Consider the following 18,389-nt stretch of genomic DNA (forward strand, 5'->3'; position numbering starts at 1 on the left):
CCTACTTAAGAATTTTGGAAACCACGCCCGCACCGATGGTACGGCCGCCTTCCCGAATAGCAAAACGCATTCCTTGTTCAATGGCGATAGCATTAATCAACTCTACCGTCATTTTAATCCGGTCGCCGGGCATCACCATTTCTACTGCGTCCCCTTCGTCAGAGGTGTAATCTTGAATGATTCCAGTAACATCAGTTGTCCGTACATAGAACTGAGGACGATAGTTCTTAAAGAAAGGGGTATGACGGCCACCTTCTTCTTTGGTCAGGACGTAGACTTCCCCTTCAAAGGTCGTATGAGGAGTGATTGAACCAGGTTTAGCAATTACCATTCCCCGTTCAATATCTTCCTTTTTAACCCCCCGTAACAGCAAGCCTACGTTGTCCCCTGCGAGTCCTTCTTCAAGCTGTTTTTGGAACATTTCTACCCCAGTCACCGTTGTGGTGCTGGTGTTGCGGATTCCTACAATCTCAACAGTTTCACCGACTTTGACTTTACCCCGTTCAATCCGTCCGGTAGCCACAGTTCCCCGACCAGAGATAGAGAACACATCTTCTACCGCCATTAAGAAAGGTTTATCAATTTCCCGTTCAGGGGTAGGAATACTCTCATCAACGGCAGCCATGAGGTCTAAGATTTTCTGAGTCCACTCATTGCCCCCTTTCGCCAGTTTGGGATCATCCTTGAGGGTTTCTACTGCTTTGAGGGCTGAACCAGCCACAATGGGAATATCATCCCCAGGAAAACCATACTCATTGAGCAAGTCCCGAACTTCGAGTTCTACGAGTTCTAAAAGTTCTTCATCATCGACCATATCTTGTTTGTTGAGGAAGACCACCAGACTAGGAACCCCTACCTGTTTCGCTAACAGGATGTGTTCACGGGTTTGGGGCATGGGGCCATCTGCTGCCGATACCACTAAGATCCCGCCGTCCATTTGAGCGGCTCCGGTGATCATGTTTTTAACATAGTCAGCGTGTCCAGGACAATCTACGTGGGCATAGTGACGGTCTTTGGTTTCATATTCCACGTGGGCGGTATTGATGGTGATCCCCCGTGCCTTTTCTTCAGGAGCCGCATCAATATCTTCGTAGTTACGAGCTTTGGCTTGCCCAGACGCAGCCAAGGTCATTGTAATTGCTGCTGTTAGGGTTGTTTTACCATGGTCAACGTGACCGATAGTTCCGATGTTAACGTGAGGTTTATTCCGTTCAAATTTTGCGCGTGCCATGAATCAACTGTTCCTTTTTTTGTCTTCTTTTTCTAGACAGTAATCTGTGTCAGTCATCAGTTACCAATAGTTAATTATCCACTATGAATGGCTTACTGTTCACTGAATAACTGTTCACCGTTCACTGTTTTATGCGTTCCCTTTGTTTTTAGCGATTATCGCCTCGGCGACATTGCGGGGGACTTCTGCGTAATGGCTAAATTCCATTGAGAAGATCCCCCGACCTTGGGTTTTTGACCGGATATCGGTCGCATAACCAAACATTTCTGCGAGAGGAACGTTCGCAGAAACTGTGGCCAGTCCGTCTTCGGAGTTCATCCCTTCGATTTGACCCCGACGAGCGTTAAGATCTCCCATCACATCTCCTAAGAAATCTTCTGGGACTTCGACCTCAACTTCCATCATGGGTTCTAGGATGACTGGCGAAGCTTTGTTAACGGCATTGCGAATGGCCATTGACCCCGCAATTTTAAAGGCCATTTCTGATGAGTCAACATCGTGGAAAGAACCATCGACCAAAGTTGCCTTGAGATCGATCATAGGATAACCTGCCACAATGCCCGATTCACAGGCCTCTTTCATCCCTTGTTCGGCGGGGGCAATGTATTCTTTAGGAATCACACCCCCGACAATTTTGGAGACGAACTCAAACCCGCTGCCAGGTTCTCCAGGGTCTAAGTGAATCACCACATGACCATATTGACCTTTACCACCACTCTGACGAATATACTTCCCTTCCGCATCAGAGGCCTTGCGAATGGTTTCACGGTAGGCAACTTGGGGTTGACCGACGGTTGCTTCGACTTTATATTCTCGCAACATCCGATCCACCAAGATTTCTAGGTGGAGTTCTCCCATTCCCGCAATCACGGTTTGGTTGGTTTCGGGGTCAATACTGACGCGGAAGGTGGGATCTTCATCCGCCAAGGCCTGCAAGGCTTTGGAGAGTTTTTCCATATCCTGTTTGGTTTTGGGTTCTACGGCCACGGAAATAACAGGTTCGGGGACGTAGAGGGATTCCAAAATAATAGGATGGTCTTCATCACAGAGGGTATCCCCAGTGGTGGTATTTTTGAGGCCAATGGCGGCCCCTAAATCTCCCGCCCGCAATTCATCAACTTCAATACGATCATTGGATTTGAGAATGATCAGACGGGAAACTCTTTCTTTCTGCTCTTTGATGGAATTGTAGACATAACTGCCTTTTTCCAAAACCCCTGAATAAACCCGCATAAAGGTTAATCGCCCATAGGGATCAGCGGCAATTTTAAAGGCCAGGGCAGCAAATGGCTCATCATCGGAGGCATGGCGACTGTCTTCTTGTCCGTTGGGCAGCAGTCCCTTAATGGCGGGTACATCTAAGGGGGAGGGCAAATAATCTACCACCGCATCAAGCAGCAGTTGTACTCCCTTATTCTTAAAGGCAGAGCCGCACAACAGGGGGACAAGGGTACGATCTAGGGTTCCTTTGCGTAAGCCCCGCTTAATTTCTGCTTCTGTTAGTTCTTCCCCTTCTAGATATTTTTCCAATAGGGTTTCATCAGTTTCAGCTACGGCTTCAATCAGTTTGGTGCGATATTCTTGAGCTTCTTCTAAGAGTTCGGCTGGGATCTCAGTATCTTCAATATTTTGACCTAAATCATCTTCATAAATTTTGGCTCGCATCCGCACTAAATCGATAATGCCATGGAATTCCGTTTCACTACCGATGGGAATTTCAATCGGAACCGCATTAGCTCTCAGTCGCTCCTTAATCTGCTGATAAACTTTTAAAAAGTTAGCCCCCGTGCGATCCATCTTGTTGACAAAGGCAATGCGCGGAACTTGATAGCGATCGGCTTGCCGCCATACTGTTTCTGATTGAGGCTGGACACCTCCCACTGAACAAAAAACAGCAATTACCCCATCTAAAACCCGCATGGAACGTTCAACTTCTATGGTAAAGTCTACGTGACCAGGGGTGTCAATGATGTTTACTCGATGATCCAGCCAACTGGTGGTAATGGCAGCCGCAGTAATGGTGATGCCCCGTTCCTGTTCTTGGGCCATCCAGTCCATAGTCGCTGTGCCTTCATGGACTTCACCGAGCTTATGAGCAATTCCTGTGTAAAAGAGGATTCGTTCTGTTGTTGTTGTCTTGCCCGCGTCTATGTGGGCAGCAATGCCAATATTTCGTACCCTCTCCAGCGGGATATTACGTGCCACAGCTACCTCCTTTGTTTTGCCTGGCTGAATTTTCTTATCTTGATTCAGTCTATGGGTTCACACTATTTACAATTCTATACTTTATCTTTAGGAAAATCGGGCTAGAGTTCACATCCTTCAAGGAATTACCTTTTTCTTTCCTAATAGCGATAATGAGCAAAGGCTTTATTTGCTTCTGCCATGCGATGGGTTTCATCCCGCTTTTTCATGGCGGCCCCTGTTTCATTGGCAGCATCCATAATTTCGTTGGCTAATTTACTGGCCATGGTACGACCGCCCCGTATACGAGAATAGCGGATCAGCCAACGTAAAGCCAAGGTAGTTCCTCTTGTCGAACGCACTTCCATGGGAACTTGATAGGTTGCCCCACCCACACGACGGGCCTTAACTTCGACCAAGGGGGTGAGATTTTTGATGGCTTTTTCAAACACTTCTAGGGGATCGCTGCCTGTCCGTTCTCCGATAGTGGTCATGGCATCATACATAATACCTGACGCAACCGACTTTTTGCCGCTTTTCATGACTCGACGAATGGTCATGCTAACTAAACAGCTATTATAGACGGGATCGGGGGGAACGGGGCGTTTTTTGATGTTTCCTCGACGAGACATAGTGGCTCTTTCCTGATAAGTTTAAAGATAGTTTTACACTTCTCCCTGGTAACGCTTTGGGGGCTGATGGGAGATTATGCTTGGAGTTCTCTAGTTTCTGTTGGTTTTCAATTTCCTAACCTTGGTAGCTATCCGATCAGGATGGTTAAGGGCAGAAAATAATCATGAAACTATCGACGGAAGCTTTAGGCTTTTTTGGGACGCTTGGTTCCATATTTAGAACGTCCTTGTTTGCGATCTTTCACCCCTTGGGCATCTAAGGTACCGCGAATGATATGATAACGGACACCAGGTAAATCTTTCACCCGTCCGCCACGAATCAAAACAACGGAGTGTTCTTGTAGGTTATGACCAATGCCAGGAATGTAGGCTGTGACTTCAAACCCTGATGTTAAACGTACCCTGGCGACTTTTCTCAGGGCTGAGTTGGGTTTTTTCGGTGTGGTGGTATAAACCCGCGTGCAAACTCCCCGACGTTGAGGACATTGCTTAAGGGCGGGAGATTTGGTTTTCTTTTTAGCTTTTGAGCGTTCGCTCCGAATCAGTTGTTGAATAGTGGGCATAGTTGGTTTGTATACAGGAAGGGCAAGTAAGACCCCCTATCATCCGTAAAATCGTTGACAAATTACCATACTACCGATATATGGTATGCTCTGTCAACTCTTTAATTTATATTTAAACTTTTTCGGTGAAGGAAAGGCCGCAACGACAGGTAGCTTGGGCGTTGGGGTTATGGAAACGAAAACCGCCTCCCATCAGATCTTCGGCGTAGTCTAGGCGCAAGTTTTCCAGGTAAGGAAGGCTTTTTGACTCGATAATTAAGGAAACTCCTTCAAGATCATAGGGTTGTTCCCCATTTGGTACGGTTTCACATAACTCTAGGGCATAGTATAAGCCAGAACACCCTCCTTGAGCGATCGCCAGTCGGAAATAGCTTTCTGGTTGTTGACGGCTTTTTTGTATTCGTTTAATTTCTTTAACAGCGGCGGGTGTAAGTTCAATCATAACTTTATATTTTTTCAGCTAAAGTTTTCTCACCATAATATACTTCTTTATATAGTAAAGCATAGTCAAGCCCCTAAGCATAAAACGATAATTTATCTTAGTTACTATTTTCTAGTTTAGTGGTAAGATATGACTGATTATTAATTATGGTTAACTGCAATGTGGCGAGTAAATATTCATTGTGACGGAGATGCTTGGAAACGTTCTGGGGCTGAATTCAAAGCCATGACCCAAAACTATCAAGCTGAATTAATAGTTTCCCAAAAAAGGCCTGATGAGACGCGCCTTATGTCCTACAAAATTGAGGATATTAGCGAAGTTGAAAACTTTCAAGAAGATTGCACAAAATTTCCTGGATTTACTGCTGACTTTGAATCTCTCTAAAGGGGAAAAAATCAATTTTTATTAGGAGGGAGATTTGCTCTTAATCTATGTGTTAATAAATCTTGATTTTGTCAACACAACATAAATTCTATTAATCGACTTTCATCTAGTTTTTACATCAACTATGATACCCCAAAAATTTGGACAGGATCATATCATTTTTTTAGGAAATGCACTTGAAGTATTGAAGGAAGATATTGAAGATCATAGTATTAATTTGATTTTTGCTGATCCTCCTTACAATATAGGTAAAAAATATGCCAATTTTATTGATAAATGGTCAGATGATAACACTTATCTCCAGTGGTGTTATCAGTGGATTGATTTATGTCTTAAAAAACTTCATCCTCATGGAAGTATTTATTTGATGGCAAGTACCCAATCTATGCCATATCTAGATATTTATTTACGTCAACATCTTCATATATTATCTCGAATAATTTGGCATTATGATAGTTCTGGCGTTCAAGCCAAAAACTATTTTGGTTCGTTATATGAACCGATTCTTTACGCTGTTAAAAATCCTAATAATTACACATTTAATAGTCATGATATTCAAGTAGAAGCAAAAACAGGAGCTAAACGAAAATTAATTGATTATCGTAAAGCGATACCAACAGTGTATAATTCTAAAAAAGTTCCTGGCAATGTTTGGTATATTCCTAGAGTACGTTACCGTATGGAAGAATATGAAAAACATCCTACCCAGAAACCTGAAACTCTTTTAGAACGTATTTTATTAGCAAGTAGTAATCCCGGTGATGTCATTCTTGACCCCTTTTCAGGAACTTTTACTACTTCAGCCGTTGCCCAAAGATTAGGAAGGAAATCTATTGGTATTGAAATGGAAGAAGATTATGTAAAAATTGGACTCAGAAGATTAGGAATTATGACTCATTATCAAGGTGAACCCCTAAAACCACTCCCTAAAAAGTATGTAAAAGAATCTTGTAAACTTGAGCAATTAGAGCTTTTTAATGATGAGCAGTAGTCATCAATTTACTCAAGTAATTCTTGATATTTTAACTCAGCATTTTGGTGATATTGCTGAGGAAATTTTTAATAAAAGTCCATTAATACAATATCTCAATATCAAAACAAAATCAGCTAATAGAGATTCAAAATCAAGACCATCTCTCGGTAATCATTACGCTCTTTATGTATTAATTGAAGATTATATTAATGGTAACTTTAATACCAATAAGAATTATGAAAATTATGAAGGAGCTAAATTTTCAGACTTATTGCGTCGTCAACGAGAGTTACCTTTTGGAGAAAAATTACAAAATCATGCCCTAAATCATCGACTTAATATGGAGTTTAAAAAATATTTTCCTACCCTTGGAGAAGAACCAATTCTAAGAGATATAGCTACAAGTCGCTATTGGATTAATGAAAATTTACTGATTGTTACAGTCTCAAAAGTACAATATAATATTGCCATAGCGATTAAAGATATTATTGATTCATTTGTAGCTGTTAGACAGAAATCCTTTAGAGACTTTATGAGGTATTGTGATGAACTATTAGTTATTGAAAATAAAAATTGTGATGAAGCAATTGCCTTTATCAAAAATTTGTTAAAACCTAATACAGATGCTAGAGTTTTCGAGATTACCAGTTATGCAATTCTCAAAATATTTTATGCCCAACAAACTATATTTTGGGGGTATTCTTTGGATACCTTAGTTGAGGATGCCTTGATTTTATATAAAACTGGACGCACTAATGCAAATGATGGTGGTATTGATTTTGTGATGAAACCTTTGGGACGTTTTTTTCAAGTCACCGAAACGGTTGAGGTTGACAAATATTTTTTAGATATCGATAAAATTCAAAGATATCCAATTACTTTTGTCGTAAAATCCAATGAAACTCCAGAGCAGATCAAGGCAAAAATTAAACAACAAGCTGAAATAAAATACAAAATAAAAGCAATAGTCAAACGTTACTTAAATTGTATCGAAGAAATTATTAATCTTCCCAGTTTAGATGACAAGTTAACAGAAATTGTTGGAAATAATCAAATACAAGACGTAATTAGAGAAATTTTGATTCAAAGTAAATTAGAATTTAATATAGATGAAGCCGATTAATTAGTGATCTTGATCTCTAGATAAAAAAAAGAACAGAGAAATCACGATAGAATAGGCAAATAGATCCCAAAGTGAGTAACAATAATTTATTGTGGAGATTACCTTTTTAGGAACCAGTTCCGGTGTGCCAACGCGATCGCGTAATGTGTCTAGTGTAGCCCTACGTCTTCCCCAACGGGCGGAAGTTTGGCTATTTGACTGCGGGGAAGGCACACAACATCAATTATTACGCAGTGATGTCAAAATCTCCCAAATTACCCGCATTTTCGTCACTCATATGCACGGAGATCACATTTATGGGTTAATGGGATTGTTAGCCAGTTGTGGTTTGGCGGGAAATGCTCAAGCAATCGAGATTTATGGCCCCCCCGATCTGGCAGATTATCTCAAAGCTTGTGCTAGATATTCTCATGTAAAATTTTCTAACCGTGTTCGGGTTTATGGGGTTAATCCCGGTATTCTCTACGAAGATGAGGAATTTACGGTTAGTTGTGAGTTGCTGAAACATCGCATTCCGGCCTTTGGCTATCGTATCACCGAAAAAGACCGTCCTGGGCGTTTTAATATAGAAAGGGCCACCGCTTTAGGCATTCCTCCAGGGCCTGTCTATGGACAGCTAAAACGGGGGGAAACCGTCACATTACCCGATGGCCGTCGTATTCGGGGGAAAGAGTTATGTGGAGAGACAGAAACGGGCCGTAAGGTGGTTTACTGCACGGATACGGTGTTTTGTGAGAGTGCCATTGATTTGGCCCAGGATGCTGATGTTTTGATTCATGAGGCAACTTTTGCCCATCAAGATGCTCAATTAGCTTTTGATCGTCTTCATTCTACCTCAACTATGGCAGCACAGGTTGCATTAGGGGCAGGGGTAAAACAATTAATTATGACTCATTTTAGTCCCCGTTATGCCCCAGGAAATGACATACAATTAGACGATTTATTGAGTGAAGCTAGGGCAATTTTTCCTCATACTATTTTGTCCCGTGATTTTATGACTTATGAAGTACCAAGACGCAACATAAATCGGGAAATTATAGGGGTTGTTTAGCAAGAAAGGTAAGATAAAATAGGCAAGAGTAAAAATTTATTTTTTAAACTTGTCATTTTTTAACTAATCAATGGGCAAAGTTTGTTCAACGGATTTAGGTGGGGTTGCTTTCGGTAATTGTTTGGGATAATTATGATTAAGATTAAAGAGAATAATCGCTAACAGAAATCCCATTAAACAACCCCCTGAAAATAACCAGCCATGGGAGGGTTCAAGGGAACAAATTAAGCGACGTTTGCCATCATAAATTTGAACTGACCAGCCTTCATCAATGGTTTCAATAGATTTATTTAAAGGTTTCATCGCTGTTTCTCCTGCTTTGATTATTAAGGAAATTAAGATCATTATAAAACCAATTGAGAACAATAAAAACAACAAAAATTGTAATTAGATGGTTATCGATTAATGTGGTAGGGTGGGCAATGCCCACCCTACCACATTAATTAATATTGACGGCCAGATTTACGGTGTTGAATGGCGGTTACTCCTTCGGTTTCTAAGACTTCTCCTTGATTAACAATTCCATAAATTAACCAATGATCTCCTGCTTCAATTCGTTGTTGTACTGTACATTCTAAATAAGCTAAGGCTTCCGTTAGAATTAAACAGTCATTATCGGCTTTTTGGGTTGTAATTTGACTTAAGGGATTTTCTTGATTTTGCTCAGTAAAATACCGTCGAATATTTCTGCCTTCTTTGAGAATATTTAACACAAAAGATTCCCCGATTTCTAAACAAAAATTTTCCCATTGTTTTTGATTAATAGCTATCATTAACCCAGGAGGATTAAAACTTGCTTGGGACACCCAAGAAGTCAGAAAAGCGCGATCGCTGCCGTTGTGGTGTGCCGTAACAACACAAATAGACCCGATAATGCGTCCTACAGCTTGTTCTGTGCGGTCAATATTAGCTTCTGTGAGTCCTTGGAGGGGGATGCGCTGTTTTTGCTTTTTCTTGAGGTTTTGGGCGAATTCTGCCCCTGCTTGGTGAGATTGTTGTAAGGCTGTTTCATCGGGAGTAAAGCGGATACGCAGGGCATTAAAGCCAAAACGATAGTTTGCATCGCGTAATTTGGCGGAAATTAGGTCAATTGCTTCCCCACTCCACCCGTAGGAACCAAATACCCCCGCTAACTTCGTTTTAGACGCACTAGCTAAAACTAGGCCTAAGGCGGTTTGGATCTGTACAGGTGCATGACCCCCCAAAGTAGGCGATCCTATGATAAACCCATCGCAGTCTTCTAGGGTACGGGCGATCGCATCAGGATCAGCGACTTCACAGTTAAGTAAATCTACCCCTACCCCATTATCCATCAATCCTTGGGCGATCGCATTGGCTAAAATGGCGGTATTGCCATAAGCAGACGCATACAACAAGGCCACTTTGAGGGTTTGGCGTTTTTGTTGTTGACACCATTGGCGATAATCATAGGTAAAACGGCTGAGACTATAGCGGACGATGACACCATGATTCGGAGCGTAATATTTAGCCGAAAATCCTTCTATTTTGTCTAAAATGCCCTCTAATTGTTTACCTTGTCCCCCATGAAGACAGTCAAAATAGTAACGGCGATCGCTATCTAATTGTTTCCAGTCTTCATCAAATAAATTATCACTGCACAGATGCACCCCAAACAGTTTATCAGTATAGAGGATGCGGGTTTGGGGATCATAGGTAAAAAGTCCATCCGGCCAGCGAGGAGTAGGCACTAAAAGAAACTGTAATTGATGTCCCTGTCCTAAGTCTAGGGTATCCTCAGACCTCACCACACGGATTTTGGATTCCCAATGAGGAAAAGAAGTCTTGAGGGCGTTTGCGGCTGGTTTAGAGCAAATTAGGGTTAGTTGAGGGTATTTTTCGACTAATACTTTGAGGGTGGCCATGCGGTTGGGATTAACATGACCTAAAATTACATAGTCTAATTGGGTTAGATCAAATTGTTTGGCTAATTCTTCCAGGAAAAGGTTGGTAAATGATTCTCCTGGGGGATCAATTAAAGCGGTTTTATCAGCTTGAATTAAGTAAGAATTGGCGGTTGTCCCCTTTTCTAAGGCATATTCTACTTCAAATTTGAGGCGATCCCAAGTACGAGAACGAAACACCGTTGTTTGGGTTCCTAATGGGGCAATTTGAACGTCACGGGGACGGGTATTGATGGGGGTTAAGGTTGTCATTGTTGATAGTGAATAGTGAAAAACTTAAGCTTGTTGTTTTAAATGATTTTTCCGACGTTGAGAGACTTTTTCTTCGGGATCTATGCCTTCAAAAGTAGGAGGTAGCCAAACACGAACTATCATTAAGACACTTAAGGCTAGTAAAAATCCACAGATAGCTAACACTTGAGTCCATTCGGTTTCTAAAATGCCTTTGACGATGATTTCCCGTAAAACTGAGACGATCGCTACTTCTACCGCGACACCGATAGAAATGCGCTTTTCTTTGAGGTAGATAATTAGCAAACGGAACAATTCAACCCAAATTAATAGGGATAAAATATCGGCTGTAACCACATGAAATTGAACAGGAGGCAGTAAAGATAAGACCATTGAGCGAATTTGTAAGACCATGAAGCCAAACAAGCCAATACACAAAGAAATCACAATTAAATCTTGTACTAACTCCAACGCTTGCACTACAGGGTTAAGATTTAGCAAACTATTCCGTTCTGAGGATAGTGACTCAAGGGGTTTAGAAATCATGGGAAAACCTTCTAATTAAACAATTTTTACTCTTTAATGACAAAACAGGGCGGGTTTATTTAACTTATTTGTAAGAATGAAAAATAATGTAAAAAACCTGCCCCTACAGTGTTTTGGGTAATTTATTGGGTGAGACAGGTTAATAATGGTTGCCTACCTTGCGATGATGTACAGCAGTTACTCCATCAACTTTGGAAACTCGTCCGGTTTGTACAGTGGTATAAATAATCCAGTGATCGTTAGCTTCGAGGCGACTGGTGACGGTACAGTCTAAATATGCCAAAGCATCGGCTAAAATGGGGGAACCGTTGCTAGATTGATGGGTTTTAATCCCTGTAAAGCGATCGCTACCTGGGGGAAACCGCTTGAGAAAATGCTTCATTAACCCCTGATAGTTCCCTTCTTCTAAGACATTGAGAACAAACGTATCATTTACTTGCAATAAAGATTCAATGGCCCGATCTTTAGCAACGGCGATCGCAACTCCCAAGGGTTCTAAACTTGCTTGTGTCACCCAAGAGGCGAACATTGCCCCGGAAACTTCGCCTTTTTGGACGGTAATTAAATATAATCCGCTACTAAGGCGACCTAATGCCCGATCTAAATCAGAATCAAGGGATTTCATCTGTTTAATAGTTTTATCACGGGTTAACCACTGTCCAAAATCCGTTCCTGCTTCCTCTGCCAGCTTCTGGGTGGTGGCTGTAGGGGCATTTTTGCTTAAAATGGGGGAAAATGCTTCAGTTAAGCCTATTTCTTGAAATTTATTGCGTAGGGGGAAAATGGGTTCATCTTCTCCCCCACCAGACTCGAATAAGGCGATCGCTTGTTTGCCATGAACTGAGGCTAAAATAGTTTGCAGGGCGGTTTGTGCGATGGGATCGTGTTGAGAAGGCATTCCGATGACTAAGCCTTTCGCTTCATGGACGAATTCTCGCGCTTCATGGGGATCAGTCTCACTAAGATTGACTAAATCAACCGTTACCCCTGTTTTTAGGAGTCCTTGGGCAATATTCCGCCCAATTTGCTCACTATAGCCATAATCCTCACTATAGAAGATTACGACAAGGTTATCGCTTTTCGCCTGTGCTTGACTCCATTGTTGATAATAGTTGATCCATTGAGGAATATGATAGTTCAGTAGGGGGCCATGACCCGTTGCAATGGTCTTAATTTCTAAGTTTTGAATGCGTTTAAGTGCTGCTAATACAGAACGAGCATTTGGCCCCATTAAACAATCATAATAATACTGAAAATCTTCTGTTAGCAATTCTGGTTCTTCATCATAAAGATAGTCATCACAGTAGTGCATTCCAAAGACATCACAAGTGTAGAGAACACTTGTTTGATGATCGTAGGTAAAAATGGTATCAGGCCAATGTAAATTAGGAGCAGAAACAAATTCTAACTGATGTCCATTGCCCAAGTCCAAGGTTTCACCGCTTTTAACCATTAAGGAATTAAAAGGTTGATGTACCATATTTTCTAGGAATTGTATAGCCACTTTTGAGCCAACAATGGTAACTTGAGGCGCAAGGTTTAGGATATTTTTAACTAACCCACTGTGATCGGGTTCCGTATGACTAATGATCAGGTAATCTAGAGCCGTAAAATCAATTAATTCTCCTAACCCTTCTAGATATAAAGCTTCAAACTTTTGATGAGATGTATCAATTAAGGCTAATTTTTTGCCTTGAATTAAGAAAGAATTATAGGTAGTTCCATTCCTTAACCCAAATTCAATATCAAAGCGATCTCTATCCCAGTCTAATGAACGAATAGCTGTGGTTTTTTCGGCAATTTCTTGACTTTTTATAGTTAAACGACTTGATGAGGTAAAATCCTCAGAACGGACTGTGAGTGCAACCATACGCTGCTACCTCCTATAATTTGGGTTGTTATAAATTCGTTTCCCTATCTCCTATGATTACTCAGTCTTAGGGATTTGTAAAATGTTAATATCTTAAGCTTGTTATAAGTATTTTTTATGTTTATAAAGCGGAGCTATTTTATTTGTTAAACTATGGTATCAATGCAGGAATAGCCATTTTTTCTATAGACGAAGCGTGCGCCGCATTGTTAACGAAAGTAAAGCAAAAATTATCAGAACCATACCCCCCCGTGCATTTTGTCAAGTTATTGTTATTTTTTTTGATATTTCTCTGGTTTTTGCCCTTTTGCTCTCGTCGGGGTTCTTAAACCAATTGCTAGAATGCTATTTAGGGGTAATATGTTTAATTCTGACTTCCGCTATAGTTAATAATAGAAACTCATTGGTGAGCGAGTTATGAAACTCAATAATTTATTAGAGAATCAAGGTATTATTCACTGCGATCCAGAAATCATGAGTGGGATGGCTGTATTTGTAGGAAGTCGTGTACCTTTACAAACGTTTTTTGATTATTTAGAAGGTGAGGAGGGATTTGCTGAATTTATTAATGATTTTCCCTATCTAGAAAGCCAAGCGATTAAGGTTTTAGAAAATGCTGCTAAGTTAATTATTGCCCAAGAACGTCAAACAGATGCTTATATTGCTCGATGAGAATCTTTTAAGTAAAAAACTGAAGCAACCTTTTTTAGCACAGGATCACTCAGTTTTGAATGTTTATGATGTGGGATGGAGAGGGTTGAAAGACAAAGAAATTCTTGATTTAGCAGAAAATTATCCTTTTGATGCTTTTATGACAGCCGATAAAAATTTACCCTATCAGCAAAATTTAGCTACCCGCAGCATTAGAGTGGCTCTCCCGATATCTTGGTGCAAAATGTATAATAAGTTACAATACTTAAGATGGTGGGTTACGACGCGGATTAAAACTTATTAGTTTTTCATCAAAATCATAGCCGCGTCTAACCCACCCTACGAATCATAAGCTTTACTTATCACCACACATACGGGAGAGCCATATTTCTCTGGTTTTTGGTCTTTTGCTCTCGTCGGGTTTCTTAAACCAATTGCTAGAATGAGGGAGAATGTTCTAGATTTAGATATATGAGTGAACCTGTAACGATTGAAGATATTTACCAATTATTTCGCACTTCTGCCGAAGAATATGATCGTCGTGCTGCTGAATCTAAAGCAGAATATGATCGCCATAGAGCAGAAATAGAAAGTATTCTGGCTCAATCTAAGTTGGAAAGCGATCGCAGCATGGCAGAACTTAAGCGTACAGTAGAACGAACTAGCAAAGCAGTAGATAGTCTGACTACTCGATGGGGACGATTTGTAGAAGAATTAGTAGAACCTGCTGTTTTGCGACTTTTTCAGGAAAAAGGCATTGATATTAAAGAAGTTTACCCTCGCGCTAGAGTCAAACGTCAAAGTATTGCCATGGAAATTGATATTCTTGCAGTTGATGATACCGATCTCGTTTTAGTGGAATGTAAATCTAGACTATCTCAAGATGATGTAGATGAATTTTTAGCAAAATTAACCCGTTTTAAAATTGCTTTTCCCCATTATAAAAACTATCAAGCTTACGGTGCAGTTGCAGGTATTGAAATAAACGAAGGAATAGACCGCTATGCTTATAAAAAAGGCTTATTTGTGATTAAACCTTCCGGTGATACTGTTACTATTATTAATGATGCCGACTTTCAACCTCAGACGTGGTAGAATAAGTTAATTTGCTATGATTAATCTAACTGTTGCAACGGGTTAAAATCATGACAACCCTAGACCAAACTACTGAAATTAGTTGTCCTCCCACCGATTTATGGAGTGATGAACCCCCCTTGGAAAGTGACTTACATTTACAACAAATTATCTTATTATTAGCTTGTTTAGACTGGTTATGGCAAGAAAAAACAGATTACTACGCTTCAGGTAATCTAACTATTTATTACAACGAAGAACAACTGAAAAAGCGAGATTTTTGTGGTCCCGATTTTTTTGTCGTGTTAGACACTCAAAAACGTCCCCGTAAGAGTTGGGTAGTTTGGGGAGAAGGGGGGAAATATCCTAACGTAATTATCGAAATTCTCTCAGATTCTACGGCAAATGTGGATAGAACCCGTAAAAAAGACCTTTATCAAAATACTTTTCGTACTCCTGATTATTTCTGGTTTGACCCGAATACCTTAGAATTTGAAGGGTTTAACCTAATAAATGGGCAATATCAACCAATTACACCCAATGAACAAGGATATCTATGGAGTGAACAATTAGGGTTATATTTAGGGATATTAGACGTTAAATTACGTTATTTTACCACTGAAGGCGAATTAGTCCCAACTCCTCAAGAATCCGCTTTACAGGAGCGATTAGCTAAGGAACAGGAGAAATTAGCTAAAGAGGAGGAAAGACGAGCCAAAGAAGAATCACAACGACGTGAAGTTATCTTAGCTCAAAAATTGCGAGAATTGGGCATTAATCCTGATGAAATTGTCTAGAATTGGTTGACAGTTAACACGATAGTGCAACGCGAATGATTGAATTAACTAACATTTAAACAACCACAACCAAGGTGATCAGATGAATGCTGAACAATTATTAACTTATTGGCACAAATTACCAGAAGATAAACAACAAGAAGTTATCAATTTTATCGAGTTTTTAGAATCTAGACTATCTCACAAAACAGTCAAAGCATTGAATCAACTACAGACAAACTCTATTCCTAAATGTTTATCACAACAGAACCCTTAAATGTTAAGGGAGAAGGGGGAGAAAAATTAGTTTGGGAAGCCATACAATCTACATTTTATCAGCGAAAATGTTTAGCTTATTGGCGTTATCCAATTTTTTCACAAAGGGGAAAATTTCGCAAAGAACCTGATATTTTGATTGCTGATTTTGAGTTAGGATTAATTATTATTGAAGTTAAATCTATTACTCTAGATCAAATTGTCAATATTCAAGGACATCGCTGGGAATATCAGAATTTTTATATAAATTTTGGCAACCCTTATCAACAGGGAGAAAACCAATTATTTGCTTTATTAGAATACCTAAATCAAGAACCAGATTTAAAGCATAAAGTAACAGCAAAAGTCCTAGTTGCTTTACCATTTATTCAACAAGAAGACTGGAAAGAAAAAGGATTTGATCAACTTCCCAGTTGTCCCCCAATTATCTTTAAAAATCACTTATTTTCATCCCGATCTCTTGAACAACTCATACAACAAACATCTCCCCTTATTTCGGGACAAGTATTAACAGATCAACAATGGGAGTTATTATTAAGCATTTTATCAGGAACCCCTGTTTTTACCCAAGCTACTCATAAGGTATTAAGTCATGAGCAAAGTCGAGGAAAAATATTACAACAAGTAAAAAATTATCTTTATAAATTTGATTTACAACAGGAAAAAATTGCTAAGCAAATTCCTCCAGGATGTCAACGAATTAGAGGAATAGCAGGATCAGGTAAAACGGTTTTACTCTGTCAAAAAGCAGCAATTATGCACCTCAAATATCCTCAATGGAGAATTGCTTTTATTTTCTTTTCTCGCAGTCTTTATCAAGAGATAATAGAACAGATAGATCAATGGGTTAGATATTTTAGTTGTCAGCAAAAAATATACAATAAAAATAATCAAAAATTACAGGTATTTCATGCTTGGGGTTCTAGGGAACAATTAGGATTTTATCGCTTACTTTGTCAAGTAACTGGAGTGATGCCATTAGGGGTTAATCAAACAACTTTTCAACCCCCAAATGAAGCATTAGGAGAGGTGTGTATAGACCTCTTAAAACAGAAAGCAATTCCTCAGTTATTTGATGCTATTTTAATTGATGAAGGACAAGATTTAATGGTTGAGAATTGGCTTTATGAAGGAAAACAGCCTTTTTATTGGTTAGCTTATCAGTCCTTACGGCCTATTAATTCTATGTCTCCTCAGCAACGACGCTTAATTTGGGCTTATGATGAATTACAAAGTTTAGAGAGTTTAAAAGTGCCTAATGCAAGTGAGATTTTTGGAGAAAATTTAGGCAATTTAGTAACAGGAAAGTATAGTAATAACATAAATAAAACAGAAATAATGAGCCGTTGTTATCGTACTCCTCATCAACTTATTCTTGTTGCTCATGGCATGGGAATGGGATGGTTAAGACCTCAAGGAATGTTAACAGGAATGAGTAATCAAGAAGACTGGAAAAGTTTGGGATATGATATTAAAGGTAACTTGATGGAAGGGGAAAAAATCACCCTAAAACGTCCTCAAGAAAATTCACCTCATCCCTTAGCTTCTTTATGGAAAGATTCATTAATTCAATTTAATACTTATTTATCACGACAGCAAGAAATTAGTGCATTATCGCAACAAATTAAACATAATTTGCGTCAAGATGGGTTAAGACCGAGTAAGGAAATTTTAGTGATAGTTTTAGGAGAATATTTTGAATCAGTTAAACTGCAAAAAACTATTGCTACTTTTTTAATCAGACAAGGGGTTGATATCTATATCCCAGGCACTAAAGATTGTAACTGTTTAACGGTCGAAAATCATGAAGATGCTAATCAATTTTGGTGTGAGGGTGCGGTAACAATTTCTCGCATTTATCGAGTGAAAGGACAAGAATCTGATATGATTTATATTGTGGGATTAGATCACCTTGCTCAAAAAGAAGATAATCTATTTTTACGCAATCAATTATTTATTGCCATCACGCGATCGCGGGGTTGGGTTAATCTCAGTGGAATTGGCAATTATCTCTTTTATCAAGAGTTCAGAAATATGATTAATAGTAAAGATAGTTTCACCTTTATTTATACTAACCCTCAACAACGAGAAATTATCGGCACTGAAGCAGGAGAATTATTACATCGGTATCGTTTAGGAGAGAGAAACTTTCAACAAGCAGAATTATCAAATGTCGTCCTAGAAAATCTCAATTTAGATGATATTAATCTGATTGGGGCCAATTTATCTGGGGCCAATTTACAGTATAGTAAACTCAATCGTGCTAAATTAATCGCGGCAGATTTGCAAAAAGCCAATTTACAGGGGGCAAGTTTAGTTAATGCAAAATTAATGGGAGCAAATCTCAGGGATGCGAATTTAACCAATACCAATTTAACCAATGCGGACTTAACTGATGCTATCCTGAATTCTGAAATATAAATTATAAATTATGAATGAGCCATAAAAATCGAGATAAAT

At 39.5% G+C, this 18,389-nt stretch carries 19 protein-coding genes; 10 read left to right on the plus strand and 9 right to left on the minus strand.

Translation table 11 applies throughout. The features are described 5' to 3' along the window. Position 1: 1 nt before the first annotated feature. The 5 genes from tuf to VB691_RS24945 all read right to left on the minus strand — a co-directional run bounded on the left by tuf (position 2) and on the right by VB691_RS24945 (position 5,052). Complete coding sequence (tuf, locus tag VB691_RS24925; protein WP_323294221.1) at positions 2–1,231, minus strand: elongation factor Tu; 1,230 nt, start codon at positions 1,229–1,231, stop codon at positions 2–4. A 129-nt stretch (positions 1,232–1,360) separates the two neighbouring features. Then, positions 1,361–3,436, minus strand: coding sequence for an elongation factor G (gene fusA / locus VB691_RS24930; RefSeq protein WP_323294222.1), 2,076 nt, complete (start codon positions 3,434–3,436; stop codon positions 1,361–1,363). A gap of 140 nt (positions 3,437–3,576) precedes the next feature. Beyond that, positions 3,577–4,047, minus strand: a complete 471-nt coding sequence (gene rpsG, locus VB691_RS24935) for a 30S ribosomal protein S7 (RefSeq protein WP_323294223.1) — start codon at positions 4,045–4,047, stop codon at positions 3,577–3,579. 185 nt (positions 4,048–4,232) lie between these two features. Then, positions 4,233–4,610 (minus strand): 30S ribosomal protein S12, encoded by a 378-nt coding sequence (gene rpsL / locus VB691_RS24940; protein WP_323294224.1) that lies wholly within the window; start codon positions 4,608–4,610, stop codon positions 4,233–4,235. 112 nt (positions 4,611–4,722) lie between these two features. Beyond that, entirely contained in the window at positions 4,723–5,052 is a 330-nt protein-coding gene (locus VB691_RS24945; protein ID WP_323294225.1) for an iron-sulfur cluster assembly accessory protein, read from the minus strand. 159 nt (positions 5,053–5,211) lie between these two features. On the opposite strand from VB691_RS24945, the gene VB691_RS24950 reads away from it, so the two are divergent. The 4 genes from VB691_RS24950 to VB691_RS24965 all read left to right on the plus strand — a co-directional run bounded on the left by VB691_RS24950 (position 5,212) and on the right by VB691_RS24965 (position 8,583). Next, the gene (locus tag VB691_RS24950) at positions 5,212–5,436 is read left to right on the plus strand and encodes a hypothetical protein (RefSeq protein WP_323294226.1); all 225 of its coding nucleotides are present in this window, start codon (positions 5,212–5,214) and stop codon (positions 5,434–5,436) included. A gap of 124 nt (positions 5,437–5,560) precedes the next feature. Beyond that, positions 5,561–6,427 (plus strand): adenine-specific DNA-methyltransferase, encoded by an 867-nt coding sequence (yhdJ, locus tag VB691_RS24955; RefSeq protein ID WP_323294227.1) that lies wholly within the window; start codon positions 5,561–5,563, stop codon positions 6,425–6,427. Beyond that, the gene (locus tag VB691_RS24960; RefSeq protein ID WP_323294306.1) at positions 6,417–7,532 is read left to right on the plus strand and encodes a restriction endonuclease; all 1,116 of its coding nucleotides are present in this window, start codon (positions 6,417–6,419) and stop codon (positions 7,530–7,532) included. The genes yhdJ and VB691_RS24960 overlap by 11 nt, the downstream gene beginning before the upstream one ends. A gap of 91 nt (positions 7,533–7,623) precedes the next feature. After that, on the plus strand, positions 7,624–8,583 hold the full coding sequence (locus VB691_RS24965) for a ribonuclease Z (RefSeq protein ID WP_323294228.1): 960 nt from the start codon (positions 7,624–7,626) through the stop codon (positions 8,581–8,583). A 63-nt stretch (positions 8,584–8,646) separates the two neighbouring features. On the opposite strand, the gene VB691_RS24970 is transcribed toward VB691_RS24965, so the two are convergent. The 4 genes from VB691_RS24970 to VB691_RS24985 all read right to left on the minus strand — a co-directional run bounded on the left by VB691_RS24970 (position 8,647) and on the right by VB691_RS24985 (position 13,152). Next, positions 8,647–8,886 (minus strand): hypothetical protein, encoded by a 240-nt coding sequence (locus VB691_RS24970; protein WP_323294229.1) that lies wholly within the window; start codon positions 8,884–8,886, stop codon positions 8,647–8,649. 140 nt (positions 8,887–9,026) lie between these two features. Beyond that, complete coding sequence (locus VB691_RS24975; RefSeq protein WP_323294230.1) at positions 9,027–10,757, minus strand: diflavin flavoprotein; 1,731 nt, start codon at positions 10,755–10,757, stop codon at positions 9,027–9,029. A 24-nt stretch (positions 10,758–10,781) separates the two neighbouring features. After that, positions 10,782–11,282: a phosphate-starvation-inducible PsiE family protein gene (locus VB691_RS24980; protein WP_323294231.1), complete on the minus strand. Its 501-nt coding sequence runs from the start codon at positions 11,280–11,282 to the stop codon at positions 10,782–10,784. 139 nt (positions 11,283–11,421) lie between these two features. Then, entirely contained in the window at positions 11,422–13,152 is a 1,731-nt protein-coding gene (locus VB691_RS24985) for a diflavin flavoprotein (RefSeq protein WP_323294232.1), read from the minus strand. A 417-nt stretch (positions 13,153–13,569) separates the two neighbouring features. Between VB691_RS24985 and VB691_RS24990 the strand changes: the two genes are divergently transcribed. The 6 genes from VB691_RS24990 (at position 13,570) to VB691_RS25015 (ending at position 18,350) form a co-directional block, all read left to right on the plus strand. Then, positions 13,570–13,824, plus strand: coding sequence for a DUF433 domain-containing protein (locus VB691_RS24990; protein WP_323294233.1), 255 nt, complete (start codon positions 13,570–13,572; stop codon positions 13,822–13,824). Then, positions 13,805–14,107 carry a hypothetical protein gene (locus VB691_RS24995; RefSeq protein WP_323294234.1) on the plus strand — a complete coding sequence of 101 codons (303 nt, stop codon included), beginning with the start codon at positions 13,805–13,807 and terminating at the stop codon, positions 14,105–14,107. The genes VB691_RS24990 and VB691_RS24995 overlap by 20 nt, the downstream gene beginning before the upstream one ends. A 167-nt stretch (positions 14,108–14,274) precedes the next feature. Continuing rightward, positions 14,275–14,898, plus strand: coding sequence for a DUF3782 domain-containing protein (locus VB691_RS25000; RefSeq protein ID WP_323294235.1), 624 nt, complete (start codon positions 14,275–14,277; stop codon positions 14,896–14,898). Between the two features lie 50 nt (positions 14,899–14,948). Continuing rightward, the gene (locus tag VB691_RS25005) at positions 14,949–15,674 is read left to right on the plus strand and encodes a Uma2 family endonuclease (protein ID WP_323294236.1); all 726 of its coding nucleotides are present in this window, start codon (positions 14,949–14,951) and stop codon (positions 15,672–15,674) included. An 82-nt stretch (positions 15,675–15,756) separates the two neighbouring features. Further along, entirely contained in the window at positions 15,757–15,930 is a 174-nt protein-coding gene (locus tag VB691_RS25010) for a DUF2281 domain-containing protein (RefSeq protein WP_323294237.1), read from the plus strand. Then, positions 15,906–18,350, plus strand: a complete 2,445-nt coding sequence (locus tag VB691_RS25015; protein ID WP_323294238.1) for a pentapeptide repeat-containing protein — start codon at positions 15,906–15,908, stop codon at positions 18,348–18,350. The genes VB691_RS25010 and VB691_RS25015 overlap by 25 nt, the downstream gene beginning before the upstream one ends. Positions 18,351–18,389 lie beyond the last annotated feature (39 nt).

Source organism: Crocosphaera sp. XPORK-15E (assembly GCF_034931425.1).
GTDB lineage: Bacteria > Cyanobacteriota > Cyanobacteriia > Cyanobacteriales > Microcystaceae > UHCC-0190.

What these genes read in the sequence shown, in the direction of transcription:
- yhdJ (WP_323294227.1), top strand. Translation starts at nt 5,561, where the DNA reads ATGATACCCCAAAAATTTGGACAGGATCATATCATTTTTTTAGGAAAT.
- VB691_RS24970 (WP_323294229.1), bottom strand. Translation starts at nt 8,886, where the DNA reads ATGAAACCTTTAAATAAATCTATTGAAACCATTGATGAAGGCTGGTCA.
- VB691_RS25015 (WP_323294238.1), top strand. Translation starts at nt 15,906, where the DNA reads ATGTTTATCACAACAGAACCCTTAAATGTTAAGGGAGAAGGGGGAGAA.
- VB691_RS24975 (WP_323294230.1), bottom strand. Translation starts at nt 10,757, where the DNA reads ATGACAACCTTAACCCCCATCAATACCCGTCCCCGTGACGTTCAAATT.
- rpsL (WP_323294224.1), bottom strand. Translation starts at nt 4,610, where the DNA reads ATGCCCACTATTCAACAACTGATTCGGAGCGAACGCTCAAAAGCTAAA.
- tuf (WP_323294221.1), bottom strand. Translation starts at nt 1,231, where the DNA reads ATGGCACGCGCAAAATTTGAACGGAATAAACCTCACGTTAACATCGGA.
- VB691_RS24980 (WP_323294231.1), bottom strand. Translation starts at nt 11,282, where the DNA reads ATGATTTCTAAACCCCTTGAGTCACTATCCTCAGAACGGAATAGTTTG.
- VB691_RS25000 (WP_323294235.1), top strand. Translation starts at nt 14,275, where the DNA reads ATGAGTGAACCTGTAACGATTGAAGATATTTACCAATTATTTCGCACT.
- VB691_RS24960 (WP_323294306.1), top strand. Translation starts at nt 6,417, where the DNA reads ATGAGCAGTAGTCATCAATTTACTCAAGTAATTCTTGATATTTTAACT.
- VB691_RS24950 (WP_323294226.1), top strand. Translation starts at nt 5,212, where the DNA reads ATGTGGCGAGTAAATATTCATTGTGACGGAGATGCTTGGAAACGTTCT.
- rpsG (WP_323294223.1), bottom strand. Translation starts at nt 4,047, where the DNA reads ATGTCTCGTCGAGGAAACATCAAAAAACGCCCCGTTCCCCCCGATCCC.
- VB691_RS24945 (WP_323294225.1), bottom strand. Translation starts at nt 5,052, where the DNA reads ATGATTGAACTTACACCCGCCGCTGTTAAAGAAATTAAACGAATACAA.
- VB691_RS24995 (WP_323294234.1), top strand. Translation starts at nt 13,805, where the DNA reads ATGCTTATATTGCTCGATGAGAATCTTTTAAGTAAAAAACTGAAGCAA.
- VB691_RS25005 (WP_323294236.1), top strand. Translation starts at nt 14,949, where the DNA reads ATGACAACCCTAGACCAAACTACTGAAATTAGTTGTCCTCCCACCGAT.
- VB691_RS24985 (WP_323294232.1), bottom strand. Translation starts at nt 13,152, where the DNA reads ATGGTTGCACTCACAGTCCGTTCTGAGGATTTTACCTCATCAAGTCGT.
- VB691_RS24990 (WP_323294233.1), top strand. Translation starts at nt 13,570, where the DNA reads ATGAAACTCAATAATTTATTAGAGAATCAAGGTATTATTCACTGCGAT.
- VB691_RS25010 (WP_323294237.1), top strand. Translation starts at nt 15,757, where the DNA reads ATGAATGCTGAACAATTATTAACTTATTGGCACAAATTACCAGAAGAT.